At 68.6% G+C, this 19016-nt stretch carries 17 protein-coding genes; 4 read left to right on the top strand and 13 right to left on the bottom strand.

From position 1 onward, the window contains the following. Positions 1-8: 8 nt before the first annotated feature. The 11 genes from H7J06_RS14260 to H7J06_RS14310 form a co-directional block, all read right to left on the bottom strand. Positions 9-932, bottom strand: a complete 924-nt coding sequence (locus H7J06_RS14260; protein ID WP_264039548.1) for an ESX-1 system-associated protein — start codon at positions 930-932, stop codon at positions 9-11. A gap of 759 nt (positions 933-1691) precedes the next feature. Next, complete coding sequence (locus H7J06_RS14265) at positions 1692-1850, bottom strand: hypothetical protein (RefSeq protein ID WP_264039549.1); 159 nt, start codon at positions 1848-1850, stop codon at positions 1692-1694. Positions 1851-2006: 156 nt separating this feature from the next. After that, complete coding sequence (locus H7J06_RS14270) at positions 2007-2273, bottom strand: hypothetical protein (RefSeq protein ID WP_264039550.1); 267 nt, start codon at positions 2271-2273, stop codon at positions 2007-2009. Between the two features lie 401 nt (positions 2274-2674). Beyond that, positions 2675-3016: a YbaB/EbfC family nucleoid-associated protein gene (locus tag H7J06_RS14275; RefSeq protein WP_264039551.1), complete on the bottom strand. Its 342-nt coding sequence runs from the start codon at positions 3014-3016 to the stop codon at positions 2675-2677. Beyond that, on the bottom strand, positions 3013-4440 hold the full coding sequence (locus H7J06_RS14280) for a PPE domain-containing protein (RefSeq protein ID WP_264039552.1): 1428 nt from the start codon (positions 4438-4440) through the stop codon (positions 3013-3015). Before H7J06_RS14280 ends, H7J06_RS14275 begins: the two co-directional genes overlap by 4 nt. A 46-nt stretch (positions 4441-4486) precedes the next feature. Continuing rightward, complete coding sequence (gene eccE / locus H7J06_RS14285; protein ID WP_264039553.1) at positions 4487-5884, bottom strand: type VII secretion protein EccE; 1398 nt, start codon at positions 5882-5884, stop codon at positions 4487-4489. Beyond that, positions 5881-7212: a type VII secretion-associated serine protease mycosin gene (mycP, locus tag H7J06_RS14290; RefSeq protein WP_264039760.1), complete on the bottom strand. Its 1332-nt coding sequence runs from the start codon at positions 7210-7212 to the stop codon at positions 5881-5883. Before mycP ends, eccE begins: the two co-directional genes overlap by 4 nt. A gap of 248 nt (positions 7213-7460) precedes the next feature. After that, the gene (locus tag H7J06_RS14295; protein ID WP_264039554.1) at positions 7461-7718 is read right to left on the bottom strand and encodes an HPr family phosphocarrier protein; all 258 of its coding nucleotides are present in this window, start codon (positions 7716-7718) and stop codon (positions 7461-7463) included. A gap of 33 nt (positions 7719-7751) precedes the next feature. Continuing rightward, the gene (locus H7J06_RS14300; RefSeq protein ID WP_264039555.1) at positions 7752-9764 is read right to left on the bottom strand and encodes a PTS fructose transporter subunit IIABC; all 2013 of its coding nucleotides are present in this window, start codon (positions 9762-9764) and stop codon (positions 7752-7754) included. A gap of 32 nt (positions 9765-9796) precedes the next feature. Continuing rightward, positions 9797-10774: a 1-phosphofructokinase family hexose kinase gene (locus H7J06_RS14305; RefSeq protein WP_264039557.1), complete on the bottom strand. Its 978-nt coding sequence runs from the start codon at positions 10772-10774 to the stop codon at positions 9797-9799. Then, entirely contained in the window at positions 10771-11550 is a 780-nt protein-coding gene (locus tag H7J06_RS14310) for a DeoR/GlpR family DNA-binding transcription regulator (RefSeq protein ID WP_264039558.1), read from the bottom strand. The genes H7J06_RS14305 and H7J06_RS14310 overlap by 4 nt, the downstream gene beginning before the upstream one ends. A gap of 102 nt (positions 11551-11652) precedes the next feature. Here H7J06_RS14310 and H7J06_RS14315 point away from each other — a divergent pair, with 102 nt between their 5' ends. Together H7J06_RS14315 and H7J06_RS14320 are read left to right on the top strand one after the other, a co-directional pair. Then, on the top strand, positions 11653-13374 hold the full coding sequence (locus H7J06_RS14315) for a phosphoenolpyruvate--protein phosphotransferase (RefSeq protein ID WP_264039559.1): 1722 nt from the start codon (positions 11653-11655) through the stop codon (positions 13372-13374). Positions 13375-13450: 76 nt separating this feature from the next. Further along, a complete protein-coding gene (locus H7J06_RS14320; protein ID WP_264039560.1) occupies positions 13451-14425 on the top strand; it encodes a pirin family protein in 975 nt (324 codons plus the stop codon). Here the strand turns inward: H7J06_RS14320 and H7J06_RS14325 are convergent. Together H7J06_RS14325 and H7J06_RS14330 are read right to left on the bottom strand one after the other, a co-directional pair. Then, positions 14422-16575, bottom strand: coding sequence for an FUSC family protein (locus tag H7J06_RS14325; RefSeq protein ID WP_264039561.1), 2154 nt, complete (start codon positions 16573-16575; stop codon positions 14422-14424). The genes H7J06_RS14320 and H7J06_RS14325 overlap by 4 nt on opposite strands. A 22-nt stretch (positions 16576-16597) precedes the next feature. Beyond that, positions 16598-17161, bottom strand: coding sequence for a TetR/AcrR family transcriptional regulator (locus H7J06_RS14330; protein WP_264039562.1), 564 nt, complete (start codon positions 17159-17161; stop codon positions 16598-16600). 191 nt (positions 17162-17352) lie between these two features. On the opposite strand from H7J06_RS14330, the gene H7J06_RS14335 reads away from it, so the two are divergent. Both H7J06_RS14335 and H7J06_RS14340 read left to right on the top strand, forming a co-directional pair. Next, positions 17353-17988 carry a TetR/AcrR family transcriptional regulator gene (locus H7J06_RS14335; protein ID WP_264039563.1) on the top strand — a complete coding sequence of 212 codons (636 nt, stop codon included), beginning with the start codon at positions 17353-17355 and terminating at the stop codon, positions 17986-17988. Between the two features lie 84 nt (positions 17989-18072). Continuing rightward, entirely contained in the window at positions 18073-19005 is a 933-nt protein-coding gene (locus tag H7J06_RS14340) for an SAM-dependent methyltransferase (RefSeq protein WP_264039564.1), read from the top strand. Positions 19006-19016 lie beyond the last annotated feature (11 nt).

Here is a 19016-nt window from a genome sequence, read left to right on the forward strand (position 1 = left end):
TCTGATAATTACCCCGCCGTGGCCCGGCATGCCCCGAGTATGACTTGATTCAACTTCACCGACACGTAGGACAACCAGCTATCGGTGCCGACGTATTTGTCGCCTACCGCCACGTAGGCGCGCAGGTAGACAGCTGCCGTAGCGCTGAAGTCCTCTAGCACGGCGTTCCCACTGCCTCTTCCTACGCGTTCCATGTCATTCGCCCAAGACGTGATGAACGGAAGCGCAGCCATTTGTATTGTGCGCTGTTCGGGGGTCCACTGTTCTGCGGCTACGCTCGAATCGAGCTGTTGCCAGTCGGCAGTGTCGGCGTTGAATTTGTCAGACATTTGCTGAAATGAGGTGCATGCCGGCTCATTTGTGGTGATGAATCGCTGGGGCTCAGCAGCTATCCCCGGATCCGCGCGATTCACGGGCGGGGCCATCGGGTCCAAGGCCACTGACCGAGCGGCGGAACCATACGTGATGGCGTTGCATATCCCTACAAGCGCTGAACTTGCGTTTACGTTGGCCGACGCCAGCCCGTTGTTGGCTGGCACATAGGTGGAAATGCTATCTGCGTAGGCTCGGCCGAAGGCAATAAACTGTTGATATAGTTCCCGTACGACGCGATGCGGCGTTTGCTTTGCAAGTGGGGCAATCTGGTCGGCGGCGTTGCGGGTCGCTTTGCTCACCGCTTCAACTTGTGCCCGCTGTTCAGGCGTCCATTCCTGGACCGGACCAAGTGCACTTCGCTGAGCTCCCCAGCCATTCGCTTGAATATCGGCAAGGCTGTTATTTATATCAACGAACGAATTGCAAGTCGGGTCGCTTGTGATGACCTGTACAGCCCCGGAGTCCTGCGCGCTCGCGAAGTCACTGGGCGCACCGGACGTGGATGGCGTCGTGTTAACGTCCCCGGAATCGCGAGTAAAGATCAGGGTGACTCCCACCGTTATACCGATCACCAAGAGAACTGCTACGCCGATCAGTAGCCACTTAAGGCTGTTGCCCTTTGGCGGAGGCGGCCCAGGCTGCTGCGGCCAGGATGCTTGCTGCCAACCGGGTGGCGCCTGATGGGGGTCGTAGCCAGGCCCGCCAAACGGCTGCCCTGGTTGATTCGGGGGGCCCGATTGCTGGGGCGGCGGCCATCCACCGGGAGGCAAGCTCATGCGCGTCTACCCGTAGTCGGCAGTACCATCCTCACGCTCCCGAGCGGTCTAATGATCACGCTCCGGAGTTTACCGAGGCGCTCGTCATCAGCGTAGGACAGGAATCTACGCGGCAATGCACCAATTCCGTCTCTCCGGGTGTGGACAATGATGCGCCAGTTCAAAGTTGCCGATGTTCGCCGTTCCGTCATCGCCGCGAAGCGGCGGGCGCAGCCCGTGTGTTAGCCGGACGGGTGTCTAGCGCCCGCTGCACGGCTCGGATTACGACTTGTTTGGCTTGATCGAGGCTCCGGCAGCAGTTGTCGGTGCCGGCGTCGCCGTCTACCACGTCCGCTCGCAAACAGACCGCCGCAGTTGCACTGAAGTCCTCTAGCACGGCATTCCCGCGTCGCCTCGTCTATTACGCTCTATATTTTTGAATCAATACGAGAGGTAGGGAAGCGCCGTCCACTCCTGAGCGATTCCGAGTGAGTTGCGTTGGCTCCCTCATCTACTGGCTTGAATGTCGGCAAGATTGTTGTTGATTGCGATGAATGCGCCTCACGTCGGCTCATCCGTGACCACCGAGACGGGCCCCGTGTCATCCGCGCTGGCAATTTCACCCGTTACCGCCGTTGCCGACGGAGAGGCTTCTGACTCGCGGTGGCGCGTCAGCACGATCACCGTGACGCCCACGGCTATGGCGATCACCAACAGCACCGCGACTGCGCCGAGGAGCCACTTCAGCCCGTTGCCGGTCGGGGGTGGGGGTCCAGGCGGATGTACAAACGGGCCCTGCTGCCAGGGCGGCCCCGATCCGTGCGGCTCGCCCGGCTGCCATCCAGCACCCTTCGGCGGCGTGCTCATCCGCGAGTCCTAGAAGACCAGCAACGCGACGGCGACCGCGACGATGAGGACCACCAACACCCCGATGGCGAACAGCAGCCACCGGCCGTTGCCGTCGGTGGCCTTCGAGCCACCGTGCTGGGTCCACGTTCCCTGTTCCCACCCGGGCGGCGGGGGTTGCTGCTTGGGGCTGGACACGGTCGGGTCGAACGGCTGACCGTACGGCTGCCCTTGATCGGCGGGCGTCGACTCCCACGGCTGCGGCGACGACCACCCGTCGTGAGAAGGCGTGCTCATCCGCGCGTTCCTTCGACTACCCCGTACATGCCCGCACCCCCGCTGCACTCGCCGGTCACGCCTCGCCCCAGCGACGCGCACACGCCTTCACCGTAAGCCGAAAACCCCACTGCCCCGTGCACCAAATTTCCCCCCGAAATCCCCTCTCGGTTGCCAGGCACGCCAAGTCGACTGCCCCTGTGACGTCGGATGCCGCACGCGTCAGGGCCCCGTCCGCGGCCACGTAGGTCGAACGTTGCGAAGTCCTGGAACGCCCCGTTCGACGTCCCCTGGCCGAGTGCCTCGACGTCGCCCGCGAAGGCGGCCATCACCGGCCCCAGGTCGGCGGCCCTGCGGGATTCGACGGCTCGTTCACGAGGTCCGTCGCGGCAGGGTGCGGTTCATCGCTTGAACTCCCGGTGCTAGTCGTTGGCGTCGTTGAGGTCGGACGTGATCTCGGCGACGACGGAATCTATACGCTCGCGGTCGGCCTCGATCGACGCCGACGCAGTCGCCCCCGCGTTCTGCAACGCTTCGTTGACCCGCGCAGCGACCGTATCGGCTCCGAGCCGCAACAACCCCTCTTCGATGAAGACGTCAGTCAGCCAGTGGTGGCCGTTGAGCGTGACCTCGACGGTCTTCGCCTCGTCGGTCGCGGTGAACGTCTCGCCCGCCATCTTGCTCAGCTGGTCGTCCATCAGCGACTGCAGACGCTGCGCCTGCTTCAGCACCGCCGCCACCTGCGGGTGCATGTCCTCGGTCACTTGGAGTCCTTCGGATCCTGAACGGTCCTGCGCTTCCGGTCACCGATGACGCCCTGCGTGTACTCGCGATCCTCGACGTAGAGGTCTTCGTCGGGGGAGAGGCTGGGGGTGCGTCGCTTTTCCTTGCCGCCCTGGGCCTGGCCGCCATGGCCACCACCCATTCCGCCACCCATTCCGCCGCCCATCGCGCCACCACCTGCGTCGGCTGCGGCGGGGTGCAGGCTGGGATCGTCGGGCAGGAACGGGGTGTCCCCCGGTTCGCCACCGGGCAGGCTCGGCATGCCGCCGCCGGGCGATCCGCCCGAGGGTGAGCCGCCGCCGGACGGTGATCCGCCCCCGGCGCCCGAGCCTTGACCGGCCGAGGGTTCACCCGACTTCTGTTCGGCCGACATGGGTGACACCCCCTGCGACGGGGTCTGCGGCATCGACGGCGAACCGCCGGGTTGTCCTCCGCCGCCACCTCCACCGCCACCGCCGGTCGACGGCGATCCGGGGCCCTGTCCCGACTGCGTCTGCTGCCAGTCGGACGGCAGCTTCCTCGGGTCCCCATTCTCGGTCACGGGTGCCGAAGGCGTCCCGACGGGCGGCGGCGGATTGTCGACCGTCACGCGTTCGACAGCGGCCGCCGTCGTGTACTCGTCCTGAATGTCCTCGGACTGCTTGACCAGCTTCTCCATCGCGACCAAGCTCGCATGCTGGTTGGCGGTGGTCATGTTCTCTTCCAACGACTTGTACTGCTGGTACACCGGGTTGTGCTTGACCACGGCGGCGAGGTGGGCGTCCCACACCTTCTGCGCTTCGCGCGCCAGCTCCTGCCATTTTTGGCCGAGCTGGGTGATCCAGTTGCCGTAGTTGAAGAACTTGCCGTACGCCTCGTCGGCCGCTTCGCCCTCCCAGTTGACGATGGGCGCGATGAACGTGGCCCCAGCCTCTTGCAGCGCGACGCCGTTGGCGTCCCACTTGTTGCGGGCCGCTTCGAGCGACGCACCGTGGTCACCGCTGACGAGTGCGTTTTGAGCGAGGTCGATGAAGACGTTGCCGCCACTGCTCGTTCGAGACGGTGCCGCCAACGATCCTGGGGCCTTCGGCTCGGGCGTGCCGCTACCTGCCGGGACGACGGGCGCCGGTGCTGGCCCGCCGCTGTCGATGCTGCGCCGCGCGGCCTCGTCGAAGTCGTCGTAGGCCTTGGCGACCGATCTGAGCGTCTCGGCCAGTCGCTGCTGCTCGGTCTTCGCGAAGGCTTGGTTCTTGGCCAAATAGTCCGCATTGGCTTGAAGGTGCTCTATGGTTCGCTGCGTGTGGGGCAAGCTATCCGGTGCTTGAAGCCCCGACGAGAGCCCCTCGGGGTCGGCGAACTCGACGTTCGCGACCTGGTTTGCCTTAGTGCGCAAGTCCCCCGTGTCGACCTTGATGCCGTCGCCCATCAGTCCTCCTCACACCCTGCCCACACGTGCCCCCGCAATTGACGTGTCATGGCTCCAGCGCCATCTGGTAGCGGCTTTCCTCGCGCGGGTTGATCAGCCGGATGGGCAGCTGGCGGTGGCGTGGCGTGTCGATGAAGTTGTGCCGCAACACGACTCGTCCTACCCCGGGATGCGGCCCCAGGTAGGTCGTCGAGTTGGGCCAGACGATCTTGGCGACGGTGCCCACGCGTGCGTTGATGAGCCCCGCGAACTCGCGAAACTGCGGCCCCAAGGTGATGACGGCGCCGGCGGCGGCCGACCGAATCACGAACTGGGTGAACAGCCGCGCGTCACCCAGGTTGATGCTGACGTCGACGTCGTCGAACGGCATGTACACCGGGTACCGGTCGGCCGTCTCGCCGACCAACACCCCGGCCGAACCGATCGGCAGTTCGTAGTGCCGGTCGGTGGTCGGGCTCTCGCCGTGCAGGGCCGCACGCTGGCCGCCGAAGAGGCACGAAAACCCGCGTGGCGTAGCGGGTTCGGCCAACGTCGTCAGCAGGACCGTCGTCGTCGGGGCCGTGCCTGGCCGCACCCGCACCCGGGTGATGGTGTGATCTGCCCGCGCCGACCACCACACGTCCGGGCCGCCGGGTGCGGTGTACGCGGCGGTGAAGGTGCTGCGCCCCTTGATAAGCGACCACGCCTCGCGTTCGAAGCTGATCTCGGTGGCGCGATCGAAGTCGTCGAAGCTGCGTCCGCACCGGGCGTCGATTCCGTTGCTGGCCAGGTGATCTGCGATGCGGGTGGCCGAGGCCACCAGATACCGGGCCAGCCCGGCGACGCCGGCGTCGCGGCGCAGCGCAGACTTGCGGGTCTCCTCGGGCAAGGCGCGCAACACGATCCAGGTCCGCCGGTTGGCCGGCGCCGGATACGGCCCCACCACCTGGTCGTAGAGCGCGACGAGGCTTGCCGGCGCCGTCCGCCCGACCCGGTATCCGGCCGAGACGACGTCGGCCTCCAGGTCGGGGCAGTAGGTGGAGATGAGTTGCTCGACGAGTTGGGTGTCCAGCACGTCGTCGGTGAAGGCCTCGCCGGACACGATGACCGTCGGCGTGAACGGGCGCGGGACGAGTTCGACGATCGCGATGAGGTGGTCGCCCTGCCAGCGCACCGCGACGTGGTCACCCGGAATGACCGTCGCACCGACGGCCGCCGCCGACGGCGCCTTGGGCGGCACCACGTGCCGACGCCGCCACGCGAACACCGCGGCGATCCAGCCGGTCACGCGACGGCCGCGCACGGTCAGCATCGCCGCGATCGCGATGAGCACGGCCAGAGTGATCGCCAACCACGTCAGGTGGATGTGGACGAAGAACACCACGCACGCGGGGATCAGAACGGCGGCCCACAGCAGGTGTCCCGTCGTGATGCGCAGACCGAATACCGAGAGGAGGTCTTTCATCGGCGCCTCAGTGCGCGCCTGGCGAGAGCGAGGATGCCGAGGGCCACTGCCAGACTCACGCCGGTCACCACCACGATCGTGATGGGCCCGCGGTCGGGCGGCGGGACGTACACCGGCGCCGGAATCTGCTGCACCTTGTACGGCACCGTCTTCGGACCGGACGGCACGTCCCACGTCAACGCCGCCACCGGATCGATGACGCCGGCCCCGACGTAGTTGTCGACGCCGCCGCCGGGATGCCGTGAGGTGGCGGTGATCCGGTAGATGATCTGCGCGGGGGTCAGGTCGGGGAACCGCTGCCGGAGCATGGCGGCCAGCCCGGACACGTAGGCGGCGGCGAACGACGTTCCGTTGATGGGGATCGGACCGTCCTGACCCTGCAGGGCGTTGACCGGGTTGCCGTCGTACCCCAGCGCGACGATGTTCTCCGCGGGTGCGGCCGCACCGAGCCATGGACCGGACATCGAGAACGTGCTGGGCTGGCCGGTTTGGCCGATGCCGCCGACGGTGAGGACCAGTGGCGAGTACCACGCCGGCGAGACGATGGTTTGAACTTGCTTCCAGCCGCGGGGATCCGCCGGGGTCGACGCGTCGGGCGGCGGGTTCTGCGTGCAGTCCTGGCCGGTGTTGCCCGCCGCGACGATGATGACGGCGCCCTTGGCGTTGACCGCGTATTCGATGGCGGCGCCGAGGCTCTTCTCGTCGATGGGCCGGGTGATCTTGTAGCAGGCCGCTTCGCTGATGTTGATCACCTGGGCGCCGAGGTTCGCGGCGTGCACGATCGAGCGGGCGAGGCTGCGCAACGAGCCCGCGGTCTGCGTGGTGTTGGGGTCGTTGGGATCGGTGCGCGCGCCGACGGGTTGGTAGTTGTCCGACGTCTGCCGCAGCGACAGGAGCCGGGCGTCGGGCGCGACGCCGACGAATCCGTCGGTGGGCGACGGGCGGCCGGCGATGATCGACGCGGTCAGGGTGCCGTGGGAGTCGCAGTCGTTCATCCCGTCGCCGGCCTTGTCGACGAAGTCGCCGCCGGGCAGGGCGGGCACGCGTGCCGAGCCGTTCACGCCGGTGTCGATGACGGCGACGGTGACGCCGGCGCCGGTGGCGAACTTCTGCGCGTCGGCGATCCGGAGGTAGTCGTTGGGCCAGGGCTTGTCCGCGAAGTTGGCGCCGGGGAAGACGGTCGGGCTCGAGCAGACGCGACGTAGCTCGGTCGGGGTGTCGGGGCCCGTCTCGTCGGGCGGCAGGGCGGTCGGGTCGATGGCGGGCGGCTCGATCGCGACCGCCGGGGGCGCGGTGAACACCGTCAGGAACAGGACGGCGACGAGCATGACGATGCGACGCGTCACGAGTCACCCCTTCGTTCCCCGACCAGGCCCAGCTGCCGCCGCGACCTCCATAGCAAAGCGGTCACCGCCCCGTGGACGGCGCATTCCCTCACGTCAAGCCCTACGAGCACGTGCACTTCGCAATCCTACGATGCGGTGGAAGCGCCCCATGCACCATTATTGACGGCTCAGGGGGAGGCGCTGGTGGCGCTTCCCCCTGAGCCGGTCTTCTGGTGCGCCGACGCGTCTACCTAGGCGTCGAGGTCCTTCTGGATGAGCTCCGCGACGGTGCTCAGCGCGGCCTCGTCGTCGGAGGCGACCGTGACCTGGGCGCCGTTGCCGGCCCCGAGGGTCATGATCATCAGCGCCGAACCGGCGTCGACCGGTTCACCGCCGTCCACGGACAGGGTGACGGGAACGCCGGCGTTGACGACGGCTTCGGCGATGATCGCCGCGGGGCGGGCGTGCAGGCCGATCGACGAACCGACGATGACGGTCTTGGCGGGCATGGTGAATCTCCTTCGGTGATGGGTTCGAGAATGTCAGGCGGCGACGAGTTCGGGGGAGGTATCGGCGTCCACCTTCTTCTTGGCGAACTGCTTGGCCGCGACCACCGCGGCGGCGGCGACGACGGTGCCCAGTGCCAGGGCGACCAGGAACCAGAGGAGGTTGCCGATGGCGAAGAACACGAAGATGCCGCCGTGGGGTGCCTTGAGCGTGACGTCGAAGGCCATGATGAGCGCACCGGTGACCGCGCCGCCGGCCATCATCGACGGGATGACGCGAAGCGGGTCGGCCGCGGCGAACGGGATGGCGCCCTCGGAGATGAACGAGGCACCGAGAAGCCATGCGGCGCGGCCGTTCTCGCGCTCCGGCTCGGTGAACAGCTTCGGACGCACGGTCGAGGCGAGCGCCATCGCCAGCGGCGGCACCATGCCGGCGGCCATGACCGCGGCCATGATGCGCAGTGACGACGGATCGGCGACGTTGAGCCCGGCGGTGGCGAAGGCGTAGGCCGCCTTGTTGACCGGGCCGCCGAGGTCGAAGCACATCATCAGGCCCAGTATGACGCCGAGCAGGATCACCGAACTGCCGGACAGACCACCGAGCCAGCTCGTCAGGCCCGAGGTGATGGCGGCCAGTGGGCGGCCGAGGAGCAGGAACATCAGCAGACCGACGATCAGGGAGGCGCCCAGCGGGATGATCACGACCGGCATGAGGCCGCGCATGGCCTTCGGGACGGTGATCTTGCTGATCCACAGCGCGGTGAAGCCGGCGATCAGGCCGCCGACGATGCCTCCGATGAAACCGCCGCCGACGAAGACCGCCACCGCGCCTGCGGTGAAACCCGGTGCGATGCCGGGTCGGTCGGCGATGGCGAAGGATATGTAGCCGGCCAGGGCGGGCACCAGGAAGCCGAAGGCCAGCCCGCCGAGGGTGAACAGCACGGCCCCGAGGTACTGGACGAATCCGCCGTCGGGCAGGTTGGTCAGCGAGTTGGTGCTGGCGATGATGTTGCCCAGTGACTGCGTCGCACCCGTGGGCTTGTTCGCGATGTCGTATCCGGCGAACAGGAAACCCAGGGCGATCAGCAGACCGCCTGCGGCGACGAACGGAATCATGTAGCTGACGCCGGTGAGCAGGATCTGCCGGGTGCGAGTGCCCCAGCCGACCCCGCCTGCTGCCGAGGGGGCGGACGACGACGCGCCCCCACCGGCCGTGCCCTCCACGCGGGCGGCGTTGGGATCGCTTGCGGCGGCGACTGCTTCGGCCACCATCTTGGCGGGCTCGTTGATGGCCCGCTTGACGCCGGAGGCGATGACGGGCTTGCCGGCGAACCGGCCGCGGTCCTTGACGCCGACGTCGGTGGCGAAGATGACGGCGTCGGCGGCGGCGATGACCTCCGGTGCCACCGGGGTGCTGCCCGAGGAGCCCTGCGTCTCGACGTGCATCGTCACGCCGGCTTCCTTGGCGGCCAACGCCAGCGAGTCGGCGGCCATGTACGTGTGCGCGATGCCGGTGGGGCAGGCGGTGATGGCGATCAGCGTCGTGGTCTTCGTCGACTCGGCGGGTGCGGCCGGCGCCGCGGCGGGAGTGGTTGCCGGGGCGGGGTTCACCACCTGCTCGACGAGTGCGACGACCTCTTCGGCCGAGGACGCGGCTCGCAGCGAAGCGACGAACTCCTTGCGCACCAACGCCCTTGCGAGGCTCGACAGCAGCTTCATGTGCTCGGCGCCACCGGAGTCCGGCGCGGCGATGAGGAAGGCGAGGTCGGCGGGACCGTCGGGGGCGCCGAAGTCGACGGCGGGCGAGAGCCGCGCGAATCCGATCGTGGCCTCGTCGACGTAGGGGGAGCGGCAGTGGGGGATCGCGATGCCGCCCGGCAGGCCGGTGGCGGACTGGGCTTCGCGTGCCATCGCGGCGGCGACCAGGCCCGCGCCGTCGGAGGAGCGTCCGGCATCGGCGAGACGCGCGGCGAGCAGGCCGATGACGGCCTCCTTGTCGCCGCCTGCGTCGACGTCGATGGCGACGAGGTCAGTGGTGATGATGGACATGGCTCTCTTTCCTCTGGTGTGAGTCGGGTTGGTTAGGGGCGGATGGCGGCGGGTGTAATGGCAAAGACGCGAACGGCATTCAGGTCGACCTGTGACGGAGCGGGGAGGGCCGAACCGGGGAGCGCCGCTGCCGCGCTGCCGTAGGCCACCGCCATCTGGAGGCGACGAGGGGGCTCGGCGCCACCGACCGCGGCGCGGACGTAGCCGGCGAGTGACGAGTCGCCTGCGCCGACGGTGCTGCGTGGGGTGATGGGTGGCGGGGCGGCCATCCAGCTGCCGGTCGGGTCGACCAGGACGGCGCCGGCTGCCCCCAGAGTGACCAGGATCGTCTTGGCGCCGCGTTCGATGAGCTGGTTGGCGGCGATGATCACGGGGTTCGGATCACCCTGGGCTACTGCGCTTTCCAGGTCATCAGGCGATGCGCCGACCAGCCCGGCGAGCTCTTCGGCGTTGGGCTTGATGAGGTCCGGTGCGGCCGTGCCGAAGCCGGCGGCGAGCGCGTCGAGCGGACGCTCGGAGGTGTCGACGGCCAGCTGGCAGGGCGCCGACGCGAGCCGTGCGACCACCTCGGCGTACCACTCGTCGGGTACGCCCGGGGGCAGTGAGCCGGAAAGCACGATCCACGAGGCGGTTTCGGCGTATGACAGGACGGTGCGGGTCAGCGCCTCCAGCGTCGCGGCGTCCAGTTGCGCTCCGGGCTCGTTGAGCTTGGTCGTGGTGCCGTCGGCCTCGGTGATGGCCAGGTTGGTTCGCACGACACCACCGACGGGCACGCTGCGGAAGTTCACCCCGGCGGCGCGTAGGGCGGTCACCATGGGGTCGTCGTCGGAGGTGGGTAGGACGGCGACGGTGTCGAGTCCGGCCATTCCCAGCGCCCGGGCGACGTTGACGCCCTTGCCGCCAGGCTCGCTGGTGGCCGAGGTGACGCGGTGCACGGCGCCGCGGGTCAGCGGGGCGCTCAGCGACACCGTGCGGTCGATGCTCGGATTGGGGGTGACGGTGACGATCATTCGGGGGCTCCCGTCGCGATGACTTCGACGCCTTCGTCGGTGAGGATTCGGCGGTCGGCCTCGGAGATCTCGGTGTCGGTGATGAGGACGTCGACGCTGGAGATCGGCGCGAAGCTCACGAAGTCCTCGCGGCCCACCTTGGACGAATCCGCGGCGACGACGACGTAGTTGGCGCACGCGACCATGGCGCGTTTCACCGCGGCCTCCTCGCTGTCGGGGGTGGAAAGGCCATGCCTGGCGCTGATGCCGTTGGTGCCGATGAACGCGATGTCGACGCGAAGGTTGTCGAGCACCCTCAGTGCCTGCTCGCCGACCGCGGCCTGCGTGACGCCCCTGACCCGTCCGCCGAGCAGTTGGAGGGACACCGTCGACACCGACGCGAGCCGCGCGGCGATGGGCACCGAGTTCGTCACGACCAACAGCTGGCGGTCGGTGGGCAGTTGGTTGGCGATGCGCGCGGTCGTGGTGCCGGCGTCGAGCAAGACGCTGGCACCGTTGAGGGGGAAGAACTCCGCGGCGGCCTCGGCGATCGCGTCCTTGTAGTCGGCGCGGGTGGTCTCCCGCTCGCCGACGCCGGGTTCGACGAGGTGAAGCGCCCGGGTGGGAACGGCGCCACCGTGGACGCGACGCAGCACGCCGGCCCGGTCGAGGGCGGCCAGATCCCGACGGACGGTCTCGGTGGTGACGTCGTAGGTTTGCGCGAGCTCGGCGACGGAGGCGCGGCCCTGGCTGATCACCAAGGCGGCGATCGCTTGTTGGCGCTCTTCGGCGTACATGACTCTCCGTTTTTGTGGTTTATGAGGCTTTGCAATGTTGATATAGTTGGTTTTACCCCTGAATGTGTTGACTTGTCAACGGTTTGTTGTAATCTGGTTCACATGAGCGCCACTTCGTCTCCTGTATCACTGCACCCCGCGGACGTCTCCCAGCCGTCCGCCGGCACCGTCCTTCACGGCATCCCAGCGGTGGGCGGCGTGCAGTACGCACCGGTGATCAGGCCGGGTTCACGGCCCACGGTCGACGCCGCGTCGACTCCCCCCGATCTCGAGGAGTCCCGGCGTCCCGGCGAGGTCGCGCGCTTCACCGCGGCCGCCGCGGCGGTGGCCGACCGGCTGCGCGAACGCGCGGCGAACGCCTCGGGTGCCGCCTCGGAGGTGCTGGCGACGACGGCCCAGCTGGCGCAGGACCGGGCCTGGATCGCCGCGACCGAGAAGCGCATCGGGCAGGGCAACCAGGCCGTCGGCGCGGTGACCGGCGCCGTCGACCAGTTCGTCGCCATGTTCACCCAGCTGGGCGGGCTGATGGCCGAGCGGGTGACCGATCTGCGCGACATCCGCGACCGCGTCATCGCCGAGCTGAACGGACTGCCCGAACCCGGCGTCCCGGTCCCCGAGGTGCCGTCGATCCTGTGCGCCGAGGACCTGGCTCCCGTCGACACCGCGGGGTTGGACGCCTCACTGGTCGTCGCGCTCGCCACCACGCTGGGCGGCCCCACCAGCCACACCGCGATCATCGCCCGCCAACTCGGCATCCCCTGCGTGGTCGCCGTCGACGGACTGGACTCGGTTGCCGCGGGCACGATGGTGATGGTCGACGGCACGGTCGGCACCGTCACCGTCGCCCCGGACGAAGAGGAGGCGGCCCGGGCGGTCGCCGTGGCCCGGGGTGAAGCCGATCTCGCCAAGAGCTGGAATGGGCCCGGAGCCACCGCCGACGGGCACGTCGTCGCCATCCTCGCCAACGTTCAGGACGGTGCGGCGGCGCGGTCGGCGCGGGAGACGCCGGCCGAGGGCGTCGGCCTGTTTCGTACCGAGTTGTGCTTCCTCAACCGCTCGACCGAACCGTCCGTGGACGAGCAGGCGCAGATCTACGGCGAGGTGCTCGACGCGTTCGCCGGGCAGAAGGTCGTCATCCGCACCCTCGACGCCGGTTCGGACAAGCCGTTGAAGTTCGTCGGTCACCCGGACGAGGCCAACCCCGCGCTGGGCGTGCGCGGCATCCGCATCGCCGACGGCAATCCCGGCATTCTGACCCGCCAACTCGAGGGCATCGCCGCGGCGGCCAAGAACACCGGCAGCGCGCCGTGGGTGATGGCCCCGATGATCGCCACCCCGGCCGAGGCCAAGGCCTTCGCCGACGAGACGCGCGCCCACGGCCTGGTGCCGGGCGTGATGATCGAGGTGCCCGCCGCGGCGCTGCTCGCCGACCGCATCCTCGAACACGTCGACTTCCTGTCGATCGGGACCAACGACCTCACCCAGTACACGATGGCCGCCGACCGGATGTCGGCCGAACTGGCGACGCTGACCGACCCATGGCAGCCCGCCGTGCTGGCGCTGGTCGCCATGGCGGCCAAGGCCGGGGTCGCGGTCGGCAAGCCGGTCGGCGTCTGTGGTGAGGCCGCCGCCGATCCGCAACTGGCGTGCGTGCTGGTGGGCCTGGGCGTCTCGTCCCTGTCGGCGGCCGCCGCCGCCGTCAGCGCCGTCGGCGCGAAGCTCGCCCAGGTCACCCTTGCGCAATGCCAAGAAGCTGCGGCCGCCGCGCTGGACACGGCCACCGCCGCGGAGGCGCGGGCGGCCGCCGCGGCCGTGCTCGCCTGACCTGCCGACCAGCGGCGACGGAATAATCGGACCGCGGTCCGGTTATATTGGGTACATTTCCACCAAGGAGGTACCAGTGCCCGCCATCACCGCCGACACCTTGACCCTGCCCCGCGTCGCGGGGCCCGCCGCATCCGACACCGAGCGTCCCGTGCGGTCCGTCACCACCGGACCGAAGGGTTACGAGGGCGAGGGATTCCCCGTCGTCCGCGCGTTCGCCGGCGTGAGCGCCGCGGCCCTGGACCCGTTCGTGCACATGGACCAGATGGGTGAGGTCGAATACGAGCCCGGAGAGCCCAAGGGCACCGACTGGCACCCGCACCGCGGCTTCGAAACCGTCACGTACATCATCGACGGGCGTTTCGCCCATCAGGATTCACACGGCGGCGGTGGCCTCATCACCGACGGCGCCACTCAGTGGATGACCGCCGGAGCGGGCGTCCTCCACATCGAGACGCCACCTGCCGAGCTGGTCGAGAGCGGTGGCACGTTCCACGGGATCCAGCTGTGGGTCAACCTGCCCCGCAAGGACAAGTTCGCCGCACCGCGGTACCAGTCCATCGAAGGCGGAGAGGTCAAACTGCTGTCCTCCGAGGACGGTGGCGCGCTCTTGCGGATCATCGCCGGTGAGGTCGACGCTCAGCACGGGCCGGGGTCGACGTACACGCCAATCACGTTGGCGCACGCCACCATTGCGCCTGGCGCTCGCCTCGACGTGCCGTGGAACCGGGACTTCAACGCCCTGGTCTACGTATTGGCGGGAGAGGGTGCCGTCGGCCCGGTCGGAACGCCGATCCGCCAGGGTCAGCTCGCGGTCATGGGTCCCGGCGACCGGATCTCCGTCTCGGCGCGCTCCAGCCAGGACGCGCGCAATCCTGCGATGGAAGTTCTCCTGTTGGGCGGCAAGCCCATTCGCGAGCCGGTCTTCCACTATGGTCCCTTCGTGATGAACTCCAAGGCCGAGGTGATCGAGGCGCTCGAGGACTTCAACGCGGGCAAGTTCGGCGCCATCCCGCCGAACGCCCTGATGCCGCACCGGGGCGGGCGCTAACGGCTCCGCAGGGCCTCGGGATGCACCGGCTCCGGGTACAACAGCTCCAACTCGCCGAGGTTCGCCGCGACGGTGACCAACGGCAGCGCCGCCCTGATCGACAGGTCGTCGCTGCCGGCCTCGGCGCGTAGGGCGAGGACGAAGTCGTCGCTGATCGGACCGAGATCGTGCACCGGGCGCCGACCGTGCAGGCGCTCCCGGATCACCGAGGTGTGTAACTCGAGCACCTCGCGCACTCGCGGATAGGTGGTCAGCGGCGGGGGCACCACGTCGGCGATCAGTTCGGCGGCGGTGCGCACCCGGACCGTCCTGTTGACGGCGCGGATCACCGGAGCGCGATGGTCGGTAGACCCGCCGCTCTCCGAAAGGTAGTGCCGCACTGCGTCGTCCAGCGTGCGCGACGCCGTCATGGCGGCGTGGCCCAGGGCGAACACTTGGTCGTCGGCGGATTCCGACGCACCCCGGGTCACCCGCTTGACGGCGACGGTGAGGAACGTCGCGCCGGCCGAGATGGACCCGTCGACCGCGCGGGACACCCTTGACGCCGCACCGCGCGGCCACAACAGCAGGGACACCACCGCACCCACCATGGCGCCGACCACGACGTCCTCGACCCGCAGCAGACCCACCTGCCAACCACTGGGGCTGATGACGTTGAAGATGATCAGCACCATCATCGTGAACATCGCTTGGCCCGCCACGAAGGACGCGACCTCCGGTACGTATGCCGAGCCGAAGGCGACGACGGGCAGCGCCATCCAGAGCACGATCGGGTCGACGCCCATCAGCTCGATGAACACCACCCCCAGCAGGAAGCCGATCGTGGTCCCGACGACGGCGCGGACCACCCGCGTGCCCGTCGTCAGCGCGCTGCTGCGCAGCACGGACATGGCGCCGAGCACCACCCAGAAGCCGTGCTGGACGGGAAACACGTGGGTGACGGCCACTGCGAGGGCGAGCCCCAGTCCGGTGCGAATGCTGTTGCGGACCACGACTGCCCGCGTGGCCAGGAAGCCGCCGGGCAGCGACGTCAGCGCCTGGGACTCGGACAGCAGTCGCTCGGCGTTCCCGGCCTCGGGCAGTCTGCGGCCGAGCACGCGGGCCCACACCGGACGGGCGTCGGCCGCCGCTGCGATGCCGATGACCCGGCCGGTGGTGCCGACGCAGCCCGAAACGGTTCTGCGCGTAAGCAACTTTCGGCCCACGCCGATCGCGGTGGCGTCATGTGGTTCGGCGAGGATCTCGAGGATGTCGTCGCGGTAGCGGCTCTGGGCGATCAACCGCTGGATGGCCAACGCCTCGGCGAGGTTGGCCCGGTGGGCGTCGCGGTCGGCGACCGCCGTGCTGAGTACCAGCGCGCTTTCTCGCAACACCCGGACGACGGGGTCCTTCATCTCGGCCAGCAGTTCGCCGCTGCTGTCGGTGATGCGGTCGGACAGCCACTGTAGGTCGTCGACCACCCGCACCAGCGCTCGGCTGCCGGCGGTCAGCCCGACCGGCCGGAAGTCGGCACCCAGGAAGTTGGACCGCAACGCGCCCATCGCCGTCGCGACGTCGTCGTCCGTGGCGTCGCCGTCGAGCCGGTCGGCCAGCGTCCGGCACACCAGGGCGGCGTGCCGCCGGAGGTCGCCGTGATGGCGGGGTGGGAGCAGGAACAGCGCGGCGGGGATGGCGAGCGAGAGCGCGATGAACCAGCCGAGGAGGCGTTCGGGGACGGGGCCGACGGGTGTGCACGCGGGCAGCACGAAGAGCATCAACGTCGAGCGTTGGCCCGCGGCGAAGGTCTCGCTGAGCACGCCCGAGAAGGTCACGACCACGGCCAGGACGAACATCGTCAGCACCGCCAACCACGGAATGGGCGCTACCAGCGTGCCGAGCACGATGAGGATGGCGCCGTTCACGCCGAGGCCGCCGTACGCCAACGCCCGCGCGGGCCGGTTGCCGGGGAAGTCCACCGTGATCAGGAGGGCGACCGAACCGAAGATCGCGAACAGCGGTGTCTGCGAACCGCTTCCGATCGCAAAGCCCGTGGCCGCGGCCAGTGGCAGCACCAGCGCTGCACGGACGGCCCGGCGGGCTGCGTCTTTCTCCGGGTCCCGCCGCCTGACGCGGTCGACCGCCCGGCGCCAGAGAACGGCCGGGCTCAGCATGTTCCCAAGGTAGACCGGCGCCTCAACCCACGTCCGGCACGGAGGAGAACCGACCGGTGTCCAACGCGTCGAGCATCTGCTCGGCGACCCATCGCAGGCCGACGGCGTCGCGGGGCAGCGTGGCCTGTTCGTATCCGATCAGCAGATACATGCTCCAGGAGGCGAAGACCTGCGCCTGGTTCGCGTGTCCGAGGATCTCGAACGCCGCGTCGAACATCACGTCGAACCGCCGCTGGTCGACCTCGGTCTGCACCGCGAGGACGTCCGGGTCCAGCGAACTCCAGACGCGGATCGCCGCTTCGGCGCCGTGGGGCAGCGACAGGGCGTGCTTGATGATCGTGTCGATGCGTCGGCGCGGATTGGGCTCGGTGTGGGCCACGACCATGCCGTCGATGCGGCGCTGCAGCCAGTGGCCGATGAGTTCCCGGGTGTAGGCCGACCAGCTGGGGAAGTAGTGGTAGAACGAGCCGGTCGTCACGCCGAGACGGTTGCAGACTTCTGCCAGTTTGAGGCCGCCGTACCCGACGTCGGCGAGCACGTCGAGACCAGTCTCGAAGTACGACTCCCGAGACAACCCTCCCACCATGGGTGTGAACACTAGTTGCAGGTGGGTCGGGTCAGCGCCCTGGCTGGGACCGCTCAGCTATGTAGGACTTTTGTAAGAATTGGCCGCCGCACCCCGATTGACGGCGACGACGGTTTGCTGTGAGCCGAGTTCTCACGGTTCCGCAACCAACTGGCGCGGACTCGACATGACGCGTGTGGCACAATTTGACCGTGCCGTATACCGCGACCCGAGGTCCTGGCCGCCCGCCCGCAGCGAAGGCGGCGGAGACGCGCAAGCGGATCATTCGAGCCGCCCGCGAAGTTTTCAGCGAACTTGGCTATGACGCGGCGACTTTTCAGGCGATCGCCATACGTGCGGATCTGACCCGACCGGCGATCAATCACTACTTCGCCAGCAAGCGCGTGCTCTATGCCGAGGTGGTGGAGAAGACCAACGAGATGGTCGTCGCCGCCGGCATGGCCAAGGCGGACGGACAGACGTCTCTCTTGAAGCGGTTGTCGGCGTTCTTCTCGGCGGCGATGCAGGCCGACTCCCGAGACCGCTCGGCGGCTGCCTTCCTGGTGACGTCGGTGCTGGAGTCTCAGCGGCATCCCGAGTTGAGCCGCGACGAGCACAACTCGCTGAAGACCTCCAGGGCGTTCGTGACCTGGGCCGTTACCGAAGCGCTCCAGAGCGGCGAGCTCACCACGGACACCGACGTCTCGACTCTGGTCGAGATGCTCGTGGCGGTGATGTGGGGCATGGGTTTCTATGCCGGATACGTCGGCGGGCACGACGAGCTCGGCAACATCGTCGACAAACTGGAGTTACTGCTGGCGAACAAACTCTGGAAGCTCGCCGAGTAACTCGGTGCAGATCTAGCAAGGCCCGCCCCCAATCGGCGCCGCGTCGCCCGGTAGCACGACTAACTTCCTCGGTAGCATTGCGCGATGAGCTCACTGCGCGCAGACGACGACACCTGGGACATCGCCACCAGCGTGGGTTCCACCGCGGTAATGGTGGCCGCGGCACGGGCCGCCGAGACCGAACGCGAGGCGGCCTTGATCCGGGACCCGTACGCCAAGATCCTGGTGGCCGGGGCGGGGACGGGCGTCTGGGAGTTCATGCTCGACGACTCCTTCGCCGAGAAGGTGGCGGTCGCCGATCCCGAGTCGGCCACCATTCTCGAGCACATGGGCAACTACCAGGCGGTGCGGACGCACTTCTTCGACGCGTTCTACGCCGACGCCGCGGCCGCCGGCATCCGGCAGGTCGTCATCCTGGCCTCCGGCCTCGACTCGCGCGCCTACCGGCTCGAGTGGCCGGACGGCACGACCGTGTTCGAGATCGACCAGCCCAAGGTGCTCGAATACAAGGCCGCCACCCTGGCGGCGCACGGCGTGCAACCGTCGGCGGTGCGCCACGAGGTGCCGGTCGACCTGCGACACGACTGGCCCGCCGCGCTGGCCGACGCGGGATTCGACGCGTCGGCCCCGACGGCGTGGTTGGCCGAAGGGCTGCTGATGTACCTGCCCGCCGAGGCCCAGGACCGACTGTTCACTCAGGTCACCGCGCTGAGCGCACCGGGAAGCCGGGTGGCGGTGGAGACGGTCGGGGTGCAGGCCCAGGATCGGCGGGAACTGATGCGCGAACGGTTCCAGAAGATCGCCGCCCAGTTCGGCATCGAGGACGCCATGGACGTCGGCGACCTGATGTATCACGACGAGGATCGGGCCGACGTCACCGAGTGGCTCAACGGGCACGGGTGGACCGCTTCGGCGGTGACCTCGCGCGACGAGATGCAACGGCTGGACCGCTGGGTTCTGCCCGACGACGCCGACCGGACGGCGTTCTCCGACTTCGTCGTGGGTGAACGGGGCTGACCCGAAGGCTG

The organism is Mycolicibacterium hodleri, assembly GCF_025822245.1.
Lineage (GTDB): Bacteria > Actinomycetota > Actinomycetes > Mycobacteriales > Mycobacteriaceae > Mycobacterium > Mycobacterium hodleri.

Coding starts and splice junctions, on each gene's coding strand:
- H7J06_RS14270 (WP_264039550.1), bottom strand. CDS start 2,273: ATGAGCACGCCTTCTCACGACGGGTGGTCGTCGCCGCAGCCGTGGGAG.
- H7J06_RS14280 (WP_264039552.1), bottom strand. CDS start 4,440: ATGGGCGACGGCATCAAGGTCGACACGGGGGACTTGCGCACTAAGGCA.
- eccE (WP_264039553.1), bottom strand. CDS start 5,884: ATGAAAGACCTCCTCTCGGTATTCGGTCTGCGCATCACGACGGGACAC.
- mycP (WP_264039760.1), bottom strand. CDS start 7,212: ATGCTCGTCGCCGTCCTGTTCCTGACGGTGTTCACCGCGCCCCCGGCG.
- H7J06_RS14295 (WP_264039554.1), bottom strand. CDS start 7,718: ATGCCCGCCAAGACCGTCATCGTCGGTTCGTCGATCGGCCTGCACGCC.
- H7J06_RS14300 (WP_264039555.1), bottom strand. CDS start 9,764: ATGTCCATCATCACCACTGACCTCGTCGCCATCGACGTCGACGCAGGC.
- H7J06_RS14305 (WP_264039557.1), bottom strand. CDS start 10,774: ATGATCGTCACCGTCACCCCCAATCCGAGCATCGACCGCACGGTGTCG.
- H7J06_RS14310 (WP_264039558.1), bottom strand. CDS start 11,550: ATGTACGCCGAAGAGCGCCAACAAGCGATCGCCGCCTTGGTGATCAGC.
- H7J06_RS14315 (WP_264039559.1), top strand. CDS start 11,653: ATGAGCGCCACTTCGTCTCCTGTATCACTGCACCCCGCGGACGTCTCC.
- H7J06_RS14325 (WP_264039561.1), bottom strand. CDS start 16,575: ATGCTGAGCCCGGCCGTTCTCTGGCGCCGGGCGGTCGACCGCGTCAGG.
- H7J06_RS14330 (WP_264039562.1), bottom strand. CDS start 17,161: ATGGTGGGAGGGTTGTCTCGGGAGTCGTACTTCGAGACTGGTCTCGAC.
- H7J06_RS14340 (WP_264039564.1), top strand. CDS start 18,073: ATGAGCTCACTGCGCGCAGACGACGACACCTGGGACATCGCCACCAGC.